Annotated in this window: 10 protein-coding genes; 5 read left to right on the forward strand and 5 right to left on the reverse strand. The window is 46.8% G+C overall.

The features are described 5' to 3' along the window. The first annotated feature begins 491 nt into the window (after positions 1-491). The 3 genes from copM to CAG58_RS05945 all read left to right on the forward strand — a co-directional run bounded on the left by copM (position 492) and on the right by CAG58_RS05945 (position 3,074). Positions 492-866 (forward strand): CopM family metallochaperone, encoded by a 375-nt coding sequence (copM, locus tag CAG58_RS05935; protein ID WP_161426480.1) that lies wholly within the window; start codon positions 492-494, stop codon positions 864-866. A gap of 148 nt (positions 867-1,014) precedes the next feature. Then, positions 1,015-1,692: a heavy metal response regulator transcription factor gene (locus tag CAG58_RS05940; protein ID WP_004395202.1), complete on the forward strand. Its 678-nt coding sequence runs from the start codon at positions 1,015-1,017 to the stop codon at positions 1,690-1,692. Then, entirely contained in the window at positions 1,689-3,074 is a 1,386-nt protein-coding gene (locus CAG58_RS05945) for a heavy metal sensor histidine kinase (RefSeq protein WP_161426479.1), read from the forward strand. The genes CAG58_RS05940 and CAG58_RS05945 overlap by 4 nt, the downstream gene beginning before the upstream one ends. A gap of 94 nt (positions 3,075-3,168) precedes the next feature. Here CAG58_RS05945 and CAG58_RS05950 read toward each other — a convergent pair whose 3' ends face one another. Genes CAG58_RS05950 through CAG58_RS05960 form a run of 3 tightly spaced genes read right to left on the reverse strand, consistent with a single transcriptional unit; the run spans position 3,169 to position 8,566 of the window. Beyond that, entirely contained in the window at positions 3,169-5,973 is a 2,805-nt protein-coding gene (locus tag CAG58_RS05950) for an Hsp70 family protein (RefSeq protein ID WP_161426478.1), read from the reverse strand. Between the two features lie 59 nt (positions 5,974-6,032). Next, entirely contained in the window at positions 6,033-7,934 is a 1,902-nt protein-coding gene (locus CAG58_RS05955; protein ID WP_004395205.1) for an Hsp70 family protein, read from the reverse strand. Further along, the gene (locus CAG58_RS05960; protein ID WP_161426477.1) at positions 7,934-8,566 is read right to left on the reverse strand and encodes a DUF2760 domain-containing protein; all 633 of its coding nucleotides are present in this window, start codon (positions 8,564-8,566) and stop codon (positions 7,934-7,936) included. The genes CAG58_RS05955 and CAG58_RS05960 overlap by 1 nt, the downstream gene beginning before the upstream one ends. 309 nt (positions 8,567-8,875) lie before the next feature. Here CAG58_RS05960 and CAG58_RS05965 point away from each other — a divergent pair, with 309 nt between their 5' ends. Then, positions 8,876-9,406 carry a 3'-5' exonuclease gene (locus tag CAG58_RS05965; RefSeq protein WP_004395207.1) on the forward strand — a complete coding sequence of 177 codons (531 nt, stop codon included), beginning with the start codon at positions 8,876-8,878 and terminating at the stop codon, positions 9,404-9,406. A gap of 114 nt (positions 9,407-9,520) precedes the next feature. After that, positions 9,521-11,596 carry a methyl-accepting chemotaxis protein gene (locus CAG58_RS05970; RefSeq protein WP_161426476.1) on the forward strand — a complete coding sequence of 692 codons (2,076 nt, stop codon included), beginning with the start codon at positions 9,521-9,523 and terminating at the stop codon, positions 11,594-11,596. A 137-nt stretch (positions 11,597-11,733) separates the two neighbouring features. Here CAG58_RS05970 and CAG58_RS05975 read toward each other — a convergent pair whose 3' ends face one another. Next, entirely contained in the window at positions 11,734-12,183 is a 450-nt protein-coding gene (locus CAG58_RS05975; RefSeq protein ID WP_161426475.1) for a tellurite resistance TerB family protein, read from the reverse strand. Between the two features lie 134 nt (positions 12,184-12,317). Further along, positions 12,318-12,665 (reverse strand): hypothetical protein, encoded by a 348-nt coding sequence (locus CAG58_RS05980; protein ID WP_004395210.1) that lies wholly within the window; start codon positions 12,663-12,665, stop codon positions 12,318-12,320. Between the last annotated feature and the right edge of the window lie 24 nt (positions 12,666-12,689).

Here is a 12,689-nt window from a genome sequence, read left to right on the forward strand (position 1 = left end):
AAGTGGTTTTATGCCGAAATATCCTTGTCTATGCTAAATGCATCCAGTTTTATAGAGTGTTAATCGGTTGTAGAGTGCTCTTTCTAATGCCTTGAATCACGGCAGTGATGCTCACGGATGAGTTTAGGTACTCGTTATCCCTTTCCTACTTGAAGCTGTAGCGGTGTTGGCTATGTTCGTTCACCCCAATCACATCGTTTGCCTATGCTTATGGGGATTATGAGAGCCATCCGTGGCTCTCACCAAAGGCCAGCCTACGGCTGTTCAAATTTGTTCCAGACAAATTTGTCAGTCACTTGTCGCCTACCTGCAACTCCAAGTCGTTTGGGTATAGATGACAAGAATGTAATCTTCAGGTCATGTTACTGACAGGCAGCGCAGACTATGATTAATCTGTTCCAGCGACCAAAGCAGATTGTACTTTGGGTTGGGAGCAATGTTGAGTTGTCAGGCAATGGCAAAATTTTTATCACGTTTTTATCGAGGTATTTATGTTACGTAAAGTAGGGTTATTGACCAGTGTCTTGGTGATGTTTAGTGCCGTGACTTTTGCGGCCACCGATGGACATGCCAAACACCATAAAAAGATGGCTGCCCCTTCGACACAATCAGCGTCGATTGCGGCTTATCAAGCCATTAATGATAACATGCACCAAGCCATGAATATCAATTTTACCGGTGATGCCGATGTGGATTTTGTGCGCGGAATGATCCCTCACCATGAAGGTGCGGTTGAGATGGCGAAAGTGGTATTAGAGCACGGTAGCGATCCTAAAATTCGTGCTTTGGCGCAAGCGGTCATTGCAGCACAAGAAGAGGAAATTAGCATGATGCAACAATGGTTGGCGGAACGAGGCCTTAACTAATTCGTTAAAGCTTATGCTTAGGGTCTGTTTGTGTGGTCAACAGACCCTAGTGATGCGATCCTTTTCGACAATGTTCTCGTTAAGTATTGTTATCGTTTGGTGTTTACGAGAACATAACGCCACCTGTCCTGAACTATAGTAGCGAATGATGAAAATCTTGATCGTAGAAGATGAAAAGAAAACCGGCGATTATTTACAGCAAGGGTTAAGTGAAGCTGGTTTTGTGGTTGATCTGGTACGTGATGGCATTGATGGATTACATCTGGCATTAACAGGAGAGTATGACCTCTTAATATTGGATGTTATGTTACCTGGACTGGATGGGTGGGGTGTGTTAAAGACGATTCGTCGTGCTGAATATCATATGCCGGTGCTGTTTTTGACCGCGCGGGATGCCGTTGAAGATCGTGTACATGGGCTTGAATTGGGTGCTGATGATTACCTCATCAAGCCTTTTGCTTTTTCCGAATTGCTTGCTCGAGTTCGGACCTTATCGAGAAGAGGGAAAACGCAAAAGATTGATCACTTACAGGCAGCAGACTTAGCGCTTGATCTGGTGAAACGTCGAGTGATACGAAATGGGCAACGAATTGATTTAACGGCGAAAGAATTTATATTATTAGAGTTATTATTGCGCCGACGAGGTGAAGTTTTATCGCGTTCGTTTATTGCTTCTCAGGTGTGGGATATGAATTTTGATAGCGATACGAATGTAATTGAAGTGGCTGTGCGTCGTTTACGAGCGAAAGTTGACGACCCCTTTGAGCCAAAGTTAATTCGTACTGTTCGAGGAATGGGGTACGTGCTTGAGGTTGACGAGACGTGAAATTGGCGCAATCCCTAACCGTTAGACTGGCGGTGTTGTTTGCTCTGATGGCGGGTGGACTATTGATCATCATGGGCGTGTTAATTGAGCGCTCAGTGTCCCTTCATTTCGATGAATTAGATAGCCATGAGCTTGCAACTAAGTTGACTACTATAGAAAGACTCCTATCGACGACGACTTCTCATCACTCACTTGAGACCTTATCGGCCCGAATTAATGAGATCCTTGCGGGGCATGATAATATCGCCATTTTGATCGCCATTGCCGATCAGCAATGGCAATACGCTCTGCGTGCTGAACACCTTGAGCCGATTAAGACTTATTTAGTCACCTCTAAGCAACCTTTTCTCAAATGGAGCGATGCCTCTGGGGCGGATTTTATTGGTATCGCCACTCAGTTTTCTGTGTCATTACCAGAGCTTAGCGACGTTAATGTCTTGGTCGGGTTAGATATCTCTCATCATGTGCATTTTCTTAATACCTTACGCTTACAATTAGGTATCGGGATTGGCATTGCAACGTTATTTGCGGCGATGCTCGGCTGGATGGCCGCCCATAAAGGCTTAGCGCCAATGCGAACGATTGCTGGTACAGCAAGGCGATTATCGGCACATAGCCTTGGTGAACGGTTATCAACGGAAGAGGCACCCAGCGAGATACAAGAACTGGTGCAAGCGTTTAATGGCATGTTAGAGCGTCTCGAACAGTCGTTTCGTCGTTTGAATGAATTTTCTGCCGATATCGCTCATGAGTTACGCTCACCAGTATCCAACTTGATGACCGAGACACAAGTGGCGTTATCACGCTCTCGCTCGGCAGAGGAGTACCAAGAAGCCTTACATTCTAACCTAGAAGAATTTGAACGCTTAGCCCGGATGATTGCTGATATGCTGTTTTTGGCTAAGGCTGATAATGGTATGCTGCCGAAACCTGAGCAAAATGTTGCACTTGAATCAGAAGTGCGTGCTCTGTTTGAATTTTACGAAGCTTTGGCAGAAGAAAAGGGCTTAACGATGAAGTTGATCGGTAAGGGATCGGTGATCGGTGATCGTTTAATGTTACGAAGAGCACTGTCTAATCTTTTATCTAACGCGATTCGACATGCTCCCGCTGAACACGTGATTACGGTGACGATAAAAAGGGTTAATCATCAGGTTCACCTTCTAGTGAGTAATCCCGGAGAGCCAATCCCTCGCGATCAGATCCCCTTGGTGTTTGAGCGTTTTCATCGAGGCGACCCTTCTCGTCTACGTCAAGGCGATGGCTCTGGTCTCGGTCTTTCTATTACTCGTTCAATCGTTGAGGCTCATCAAGGTGAGATTATACTGGAGTCTGATCCCCAGCAAACGACATTCACGATACGGCTCCCCGCTCATCCATAAACAGCGGTGAAAATACCAATATAATAAAGGACAGCTACCGCGACTGTCCTTTATCGATCTTAAAGTCTATTAACACCTTCGTCATAACTGACGATTAATGTTCAATCAGCTGTAGGCCATACGGTAAAGCATCACCAAAGACACGTTTTGACTCACTCGCAGAAAGCTCACTGACGCTATCGACCAGAGCTACCCATGCATCAGGAACCTTACTGTGTTTCAGTTTGCTTAACACATCGCGACGCATTGAATCACTAATATCAAATAAGCGATCACCCGTTTTACGGCACATCATCACGGTGGCAAAAGCAATCATCGGTTCTTGTTGCCAGTTTTGCTCAAGCAGAGTGGGTAACCATTGTTCTGCTTGTTCACGCGCAATAACGGTGTGCTGGCTGCCATAGAATAGACTGCGTGAGGCAAGTCGGCCAAATGCCCACCAGTGAGCCTGAGCGAAGTTGGTTTGGTTGAGGGCTTTATTCAAAAACCAAGACGCGAGCAGAACTTTATCTTCAACATCCAGATGTTCTAACGATGCAGCAAGGCGCACCATCGCTTCGTAGCCCATCTCTTGCGCTGCTTTCGCCGTTTGTGGGTTTTTCATCGCGCCGGGATGCAAGTATTTGGCAATGTCGGCTAGAATTTGCTCTTGTTGGCTTTGGTTTAATCCCCCTGCAATTCGCCTCCAAAATACCCACCAATCGCTCCAACCTTGTTGATTTTGAAACTGAATACCTTGCTGATAGAGACCCCATACCTGATCGATGCGCCATGGGTCTGTGCTATCACCAAAACCTGGACGTAATGTAAACCCAGCCAAGCGTAGCCAATGTTTTTCGTGTGCTTCTGAGCGACGGCGACGTTTACGTCCTTGAGCTAATACATCAAATAAATGGCGCAGGGTGGTGAAATCCCATTCATCGCGTTTGCCCAGTTGTTTCTCAAGGGTTTTGGTTAAGGTTTTTATCTCATCATTAGGCGCACTTTTGGTATTACCGCTGTACAAACGGGCAATTAAAGCTTTGCATTCCGATAAGCGAGGATGAAGAGAGGCTGGTTGCTGCATCGCTTCGGTTTGCTGACGAACTTCGAATTCTAATTCCCAGCGTTTACTTTCATCGTCGACGTGAACACACTCTATTTTCAAGGTACCGACTTCGGTTAGCTGACAGGCCAGTTGTACTTCAATGCGCTCTTTTTGGTTCGCATGTAAAACCGCCCCTTCACCTTCGAGGCTGGTAATGTATGGTGGTAAAGGGCTAAAGCGTTCCGGTTCAATCTTAACCAGCATACCATTTTGTATTGGCGCTTTTTCATCAATCGTATCGTAACTGGAGGTGAGAAGGTTAAAACGAACGGGCTCGCCTAACGTTAACGAGAAGCGCCGACCGGTTAAGCGGATCTCTTGCCCTTCTTCACTGCCTTTGGCGAGTAAACACAATGCCTTGCCTAAATGATTTTTTTCGGGAAGATGTAAAAAATACGAGCGGGCAGATCCGCCGCCAATTTTCAGCTGTGCGCCACGTCGAGCTTTGGCAAATGCGACAGCACCAAGCGCCACGGCCAAATCAGGGTGAGGATTATCTAATACGGTTATTGGCGCCCCTCGCCAATCGGTCAGCAGTTGGGTAAGACGTTCGGTAATTAATGGGCTATTAAAAACCCCACCGTTGAGTAGCAACCCAACGGGTATCGCTGGCTGTGTGGTATCGAGCTGATTGAGTGCTGATAGCGCAACAGATTGATGCTGGTGAAGAAATTCGGCGACATGTTTACTCACTGCAGGGTCAGCGACGTAGGGCAAGCCAAATTCGACCACCGCACGACGCCGCTTATCAGGCAGCTGTGAAAATTCAGACCGTGGAAAGAATCCTTCTAAAGCAATCTGATGCACTTCTTGGCGAGTGAGTGAGACGCTTTTACTGCCGCCGAGCAATCTAGAACCGCTGCCGAGTAGGGTGATTTTGATGTTTTCTGGCGCATCATGAGAGAGTAATTGTTCTTTTGCTTGTCGGGTTTGCTGAATCAATTTACTCAGGCTTGCAGCGCTCAGCTTTTGGTTCGTATTGAAATGTTGTTCCGCAAGATGGGCGAGGGCGAGGTCTACGTTATCACCACCGAGCATGAGGTGCTCACCGACACCAACACGATTGAGGATTAAACTTTGCTGGTGTTTGGCTTCAATTAAGCTCAAATCGGTGGTGCCGCCGCCGACATCACAAACTAAAATCAAAGGGACTTCGCTCAGTTGCTCACTGGCGGTAGCGGAATGGCGAGCATACCAATCGTAGCAAACGGCTTGTGGCTCTTCTAATAAAATGATGGTAGATAAACCTGCCAATTGCGCAGCATCGAGGGTGAGTTGACGGGCTGTTTCATCAAATGAGGCTGGCACGGTGACTACCACTTCTTGATTTTCTAACCGATCTCCCGGATGGCGGTGATTCCACGCTTGACGGATGTGGTTGAGATAACTCGCACTGGCAATCACCGGTGAGACTTTATCGACATCACTCGCTCCAGCCCAAGGTAAAATGGCGGAGTGTCGGTCGACACTCGGATGAGACAGCCAGCTTTTGGCACTCACCACTTGGCGACCTTCGACTTTGGCACCGAGCGCTCGGGCCCATTCACCAATGATTACCTGAGGAAGATCGCCACTGACCGGTTGATGTTCCCAAGGTAGGGTAAGATCGGCGGCGTTGACTTGCTCTGCTGCTGGGTGATAGCGAAAAGAAGGCAATAACGGTCTACGCACCACTTCACCGGGACCAATTAATTGATCGATCTCGAACAGAGCCACGGGTGAATGCAATAAATCCGTGGTTAGCTCGCAATAAGCAACGACAGTATTGGTGGTGCCTAAGTCAATGCCCACCAGAAAACGAGGAGATGTCATGACAACCCTTTTCATGAATAAAAACGACACTCTGAAAGTGCCGTTTTTGTAATGGATGGCTAAGCGGTCGGTTGCGCTTCTTCACGGACATTGAATTCAACATGCCACGTTTGGCCATTATCAGCGGCGATGGCCTCAAGGCGTAACGTTCCTAACTCCGTGACTCGTGCAGCTAAGGTGACAGGGACAATTTCACCTTCGCGACGGCCTTCTGATACCGGTAAAGTGACTTGGATCTCCGGTAGTTCTTCTAATTCGTCATCTTGCCAATGATCCAGATGGGTGCCTGCGGCATCGTCACGGCGAGTTGTTGAGCCAAAAAACTGGAAGTTAACCGGTTGACCAATCACTAAACCAAAAGTTTGGCTGGGGACGTCGACGCTAGAACCTTCTTCCATACCAAACGGTGCAACACAGAGTGCTTCCATTGGCGGAGCCATACCGGGAATTGCTGGCATCGCACTTTCAATACCCACGTAGTAACTCGAAGCTATACCACCACGAATACGCACCCCTTGACCGCGGCGAACCACACCATAATAAGCGGCACCTCTGGCAACGGCTAAGTCTAAGTCAACGCCCGTCAGGCGTTTAGCGATTGGAGCGTTGGCTTCGACTAGCCATTGATTAATGGTGTCTTGCAAACGTTCAGCTAAGAGAGAGGATTTTAACACTCCGCCATTAAACAATATCGCGGTTGGCTTAATAAAAGCGTTTGACGGTGATGATTGGCCGGGCATGCCACCAAGAAACGGATTGAATTCTTGGTCTGTTGCCTCTGTGGTTGCGTTGGCTTGTTTGGCAAGAAACGCGGCAATATGGCGAGTAATACCCGCATCTTGCGCATAAGGTAGGCCCATTTGGGTTAATGCGCCACGGCTACGTTGCTGCGGATGATCATTAATCGTCACTTTCGGGAAGAAGCCGTCAATCAGCATTTGCTGAACGTCATCTTGTGTTAACTCGGTTTTCAATGTGCTACCGAGCAGTTTGGATCCGCGACTTGGCACAACAATCGGCATCGCTTGTCGTTGACTATCATTCAATAACGCTTCTTTGGCATCGCGGCAAGCGTGAGTCATCGCTTGCACTTGCCAAGGTTGTAGATCTTTACCTTCTTTGGCCAGCTTCATTTTTAAGTGGTAGGCTAGAGCGAGATCCATATTATCGCCACCGAGCAAAATATGCTCACCGACGGCGATGCGTTGTAAACTTAGTGTTCCTTCATCTTCGGTCACTTCAACCAGTGATAGGTCGGTAGTTCCGCCACCAATATCCACCACCAGTACGATATCGCCGACATTGACCTGATCACGCCATTGATCATGACTATTATCGATCCAGCTATACAGTGCGGCTTGAGGCTCTTCGAGTAAGGTCAAATGGGTTAAGCCAATATTCCGCGCCGCTTCAGCCGTGAGCTCTCGCGCTGCCGGATCGAACGAGGCGGGTACGGTGATGGTTACTTCTTGATCACAGAGCGGATGTTCGGGATGAGTGTGATCCCACGCTTGTTTTAAGTGCTCAAGGTAAAGTTCGGTGGCGCGTAGGGGAGAGATTTTCTCCACTTCTTCGGGACTGCCAGCAGGTAAAAATGCTTCACGACGATTCACACCGCCATGGCATAACCAAGATTTCGCACTGGCCACCAAGCGAATCGGTGTTTTAGCGCCAAGGTTGCGGGCAATCGCTCCTACTAAGGCATTGGGTTTATCTGTCCATGGCAATACACGAGACGCTGGATTCATTTCGTGTTCATGGGGTTGATAGACGAAAGAACCAAGCTGATTGAGCGATTCGACGCTACCCGGTGCGCTGAGCTGAGGAATCGGCATCACTTGCACACTCGCGTGTTCGTTTCGTGTATCACTATAGGCAAGCACACAGTGAGTCGTACCTAAATCAATACCGACACTAAAAGTTGCTGATGGTTGCGTGGAGAGATCGTGTTGATGTTCCATTATAGCTCCACCTCTGCTGGGGCAATGATTGAGGGATCATAATGCTCGGCCAGTTTCGGCAAGTGTAGTGCGCTGGCTTTCCACCCTTTGTGGATCAACGTACCAGTAAACGGTGCTTGTCCGGTCACGTTGCCGATCAAACGAATCGCTTGCGAGTTGAACCCTTGTTCAACGGTGATTCGGGTCTCTTCTTCTTCAGTACGAATTGGCTCTAACGTTAAGTATTCTTTGAGAACTTTTTGACCGCCCGAATGGATAACGCGAGCCGCTGCACCGACTTCTTCGTCAGAAAACGCGCTGAGTTCTTCTTGTAAAAAGTCAATGAAGCGGGCTTCTTTTTGCAAAATAGCCAGCAATTGCAGTGCCGAGTCAGTCGATGTGGTGGCAAGCTTGGATTCTACTTCGACCACTTTTTCGACGATTTTTTCTACTTCAACAATCTTTTCGACTTCAATAATTTTCTCCACCGGTTTTTCCACTTCGACGATCTTCTCAATCGGCTTTTCAACGATGGTTTCTATCACACGCGGTTTACGAAGAATCAGTAATAACAGGGTAAATAAGCTGAAAATAGCAAGGACAGCGTGGAGCATGTCGACGGTGGTTGGTATAGCGCTTAAATCGAAGTTCATGATGAATTCTCAATATTAGGTCTAACAAATACAGCGTGGTGCAGTATTTTGATGATCAGAATAGCTTGATAAATAAGGGCAGATATTAGCATATTCAACCGATGAGGCATGGTTAAATCGGTGTTTTCAGGGTGAGAGTGCGACTATTCGTTCGCTTTTTAAGCGCTCAACGTGGTGATTTGCCGAGTTTGTCGACAATCGTTTTAAAATTGCGGCAACCAATCGTGGTGCTACGGTTTAATCGTCGAGTTTTGGCAGAGAGTTGGGTAGTATTTGTGGTTTATTGACAATCAGTCACGGAATAAACGAATGAATTACAACCGAGTGGTGTGTTTTGACCTCGAAATGTGTTGCTGGAATGAGAACGGCGTAGGCACTACCGGAGAGATCATCGAAGTGGGGTTGGCTGAAATCGATCTTACGGCGGGTAAAATCGTCAAGCGTGCTCAATATTATGTTCAACCCGAGCAGGATAAAATTTCTGAGTTTTGCGTTGAACTAACGGGGATTACTCCGCGTAAAGTGGCTAAACAAGGCCGCCCCCTTGCCGATGTGTTGCGGTCGATGGTGAAAAACTTTGGTGGCAGTAAGAAAATTTATGCGTGTTGGGGAAGAGACGATTTGATCTTAGCCAAAGAGTGCGCGCAAAAAGGTCTGCCTATGCCGATCCACGAATGCATCAATTTAGCGACCTTATATCGTCTTCAACATCGTTTAAAAGATAAACGAATCGGGCATCGAGCGGCGCAAGAAGCACAGGGTATTGATTGGGAAGGGCGTCAGCATTCCGGTTATGTCGATGCTTACAATCTGGCAAAACTGGCATTAACGATGTTTTAAACATTCATCGATCTATTTATATGGCAAATCTCTCAATAAAAACGCGATGACAATGCTCAAAGGAAAAATCTGACTTAAACTGGTAGTAATCAATGGATAAGTAAGGTTATCAGGATGAAATTTACCAGTATTCGCCAACAGGTTTTAACCTTTAGTGTGTTAGCCCTTTTATCAATCACCCTTGCGGTGATTGGTTTTAGTTATCATAGCAGTCAAATTTTATCGGCTTCCGTTAATCAACAGGTCGATCAAGAGCTGCGTCGTCAAGCGTTACAAAACATGCAGCTTATTGCAACGCAAGAAGCGTTAGGAGTGAAAAGTCGTTTTGACCAAGCGATGCTCATTTCACAGTCATTATCGAGTAGCTTAGAAGGTGAGCGTCCTTCTCGTGAAGTGGTCACTGAGATGTTACGCAGTGTTTTTCTTCAACATCCCGACTTGCTAGGTATTTATACCGGTTGGGAAGCGCATCAATTCGATGGTGATGATATTTTTTCGCTCGGCTTACCGCATAGCAAAGATAATGGTCAATTCGCCCCCTACTGGAATCGCTCGGCTTCGGGGCAACTAGGGATGCGTCCATTAGGTAATATGTACGATAAAACCGTTTCTTCGACAGGCGTACGTAATTCTGAATGGTATTTATGCCCCATAGAAACGGGCAGAAATTGCGTGATTGATCCTGCAAGTTACGATATCCAAGGTGTACAAACCTTGTTGAGTTCTTTTGTTTCTCCTGTGATGGTTAATGGTAAAGCGGCGGGGATGGTTGGTGTCGATTATTCGTTAAACTTCCTACAACGCATTGCTGCCGATACCCAAAAACATATTGATCGTCAAGCGCGAGTCCTCATCCTTAGCCCGAAAAATATCGTGAGTGCAGATAGCTCTGAAGCCGCGAATGTTGGTAAAGCTCTTCAACAGACAGGTGTCGCTCAGTTGATCAGTAAGCGGGTGGTTGGACAAAGCCGCATTGAAGATAATTCAGTGATCGCATCAGCGCAGTTTCGTGCTCATGGCGTGAATGATAACTGGGAAGTGATTGTGATATTACCGGTTTCTGTGGCATTAGCTCAGGCCGCTGTGATCTCCCAGCAATTAGATCAAGGCTTCTCCGCTAACCTACAAGGTCAGCTTTGGGTCGGTGGTTTACTCATCTTATTAGGTATTATCGCCATGTGGGTCATGGCATTATCAATCAGCCGTCCGATTCAAAAGCTGGTTGGTTTGGTTGAAAAACTCACCCAATCTGGAGGTGATTTAACCCAAACCATTAAAATTGATCGCCGTGATGAAACCGGGCAATTGGCTCATCATTTAAATACCTTTGTCGGTAATGTTCGTTCGATAGTCTCTGATGTTGCTCAGCAAATGGAGGGTTTAACCGAAAGTACTCAGCGTTCAGCTTCTTATGCGAAACAGGGCGTCGATCAGATTAGACATCAACGGGCAGAAATAGAGCAAGTGGTAACCGCAACCAATGAAATGTCTTCTACTGCGCACAGTGTTTCCGACAATGCTCAAGAAACGGCCAGCGCCGTGACTCAAGCTCAGCAAGAAATTAACCAAAGCCAGCGCGAAGTAGAACAAAGTGCCGAAGGCTTGAAACGTTTAGCTAATGATCTTCTTAAATCTGCGCAAGAGATAGAAGAGCTGGAAGCGCAAAGTGAGCAAGTGGGGTCAATCTTGGATGTCATTCGAGCCATCTCTGAGCAGACCAACTTATTGGCATTAAACGCAGCGATTGAAGCGGCGCGTGCTGGTGATCAAGGACGCGGCTTCGCCGTAGTGGCTGACGAGGTGCGTAACCTTGCCACGCGCACTGCGCAGTCCACCGATGAAATACAAACCATGATCGATACCTTACGTCAGCGCAGTAAAAAAGCGGTCGCCACGGTGAATGAAAGTCGTGAGCAGAGTAATAACTGCCAAGCGTTATCACAACGTGCTGTCGATGCTTTAAAAGAAGTACGCGCACAAAGTGAGCGTATTCAAGATATGGCCCACCAAATCGCCACCGCAGCAGAAGAGCAGGCGGCGGTGACTGAAGAGGTGAATCGTAATATTGTGGCGATTAATGATGCGGCGAATGAAATTGATCATGGTGCCAGCGCCGCCGATCAAGAGAGCCGTGATGCAGCGAATCGAGTGAGTGCGGTGAGCTCGCGTTTGAATCAGTTTAAATACTAACGAACGGTCTTGGAGACCTTGGTGGGTGTATTGCTTCGCTCCCATCAAGGTCATTGTGGAATTCAACATTAAAGAAAGTAAAAACAGCAAACAAATAAATCATCAAGCGAAGGTCGCGTTAATTCGAGAACTTCGCTTTATTTTTTCGGATTAACAACCATCAATTTTGCGCGAATAAACTGACTGTGGTCAACGTACAATAACTCAGCCGTTTTACGGATCACCGCATCTTCTAGTGGATCAATCTCACTATCCGCATGGGCAACTTCCCACATCGCTTTTATTAACTCAAATCGTTTGCCTTGGGTTAATTCTCGTAGCTGAGAGGTAAATTCATACAGTGATGCCGATTGACGTATTTGTTGCTCAGCACGGCTAATCAAAGCTTGTGCTTCACTGTCGTCTATTGCAAGTAAACGTTGCAGTAAGGCTAGCTTCGCTTGTCGTTCTGTGGGCGTTATTTTTTGATCTGAACCGGCGACCTCACTCAATAAACAAGCGATTGCAAAATTAGGGCTAGGAGAAGGTTGACTTAGATCGTGCCCGTCGAGGAGCTGTTTAAATAAGGCGGTAATAGTATTGAACATAAAAAATACCTTTCTCTATATGCGGTACCAGTGAACGTTAATGATTGGAGGATAAAACGCTGCCACAGTTCCCTTATTGTTGTAGAAAATGGCGCAGAGAAGGTGCTTATTCAAGCGTTGAGAGAGTTAAACGCTTACAGTTCCCAGTCACTGATCATTTCTACAAACTCCGAACTGCTTTGTTCATGGGCAAGCAGCAGTAGGGCGACTAAAGCTTCAACTTGAACGCTCTGTGGATTGGGTTCATTGAGTAATTGAGTAATACGCTCACGGATCAGATTGATTTCATGCTGAACAAAACCGCGACCCTCTTCCTCGCCTTCACCTTCTTCTGGAGCATTATCAAATTGTAAAAACAGCATATCGTTATCGTGCTGAGTACCGACTAAACGTTCGGGCAGCCAAAGTTCTCCCATGACGACTTCAGGGTCACAATCAGCAGGCAGGTCATCAAGTCTTAGTTTCAGTTCAGAAGCTTTCACAGTATTTTCTACTTAGTTAGGTAT

The sequence above is a fragment of the Vibrio sp. V31_P5A7T61 genome (assembly GCF_009904895.1).
In the GTDB taxonomy this organism is placed as follows: domain Bacteria; phylum Pseudomonadota; class Gammaproteobacteria; order Enterobacterales; family Vibrionaceae; genus Vibrio; species Vibrio metschnikovii.

Bases quoted from the DNA above. Each gene is read 5' to 3' on its own strand.
- CAG58_RS05970 (WP_161426476.1), top strand. From the start codon at position 9,521: ATGAAATTTACCAGTATTCGCCAACAGGTTTTAACCTTTAGTGTGTTA.
- CAG58_RS05960 (WP_161426477.1), bottom strand. From the start codon at position 8,566: ATGAACTTCGATTTAAGCGCTATACCAACCACCGTCGACATGCTCCAC.
- CAG58_RS05965 (WP_004395207.1), top strand. From the start codon at position 8,876: ATGAATTACAACCGAGTGGTGTGTTTTGACCTCGAAATGTGTTGCTGG.
- CAG58_RS05940 (WP_004395202.1), top strand. From the start codon at position 1,015: ATGAAAATCTTGATCGTAGAAGATGAAAAGAAAACCGGCGATTATTTA.
- CAG58_RS05950 (WP_161426478.1), bottom strand. From the start codon at position 5,973: ATGACATCTCCTCGTTTTCTGGTGGGCATTGACTTAGGCACCACCAAT.
- CAG58_RS05955 (WP_004395205.1), bottom strand. From the start codon at position 7,934: ATGGAACATCAACACGATCTCTCCACGCAACCATCAGCAACTTTTAGT.
- copM (WP_161426480.1), top strand. From the start codon at position 492: ATGTTACGTAAAGTAGGGTTATTGACCAGTGTCTTGGTGATGTTTAGT.
- CAG58_RS05975 (WP_161426475.1), bottom strand. From the start codon at position 12,183: ATGTTCAATACTATTACCGCCTTATTTAAACAGCTCCTCGACGGGCAC.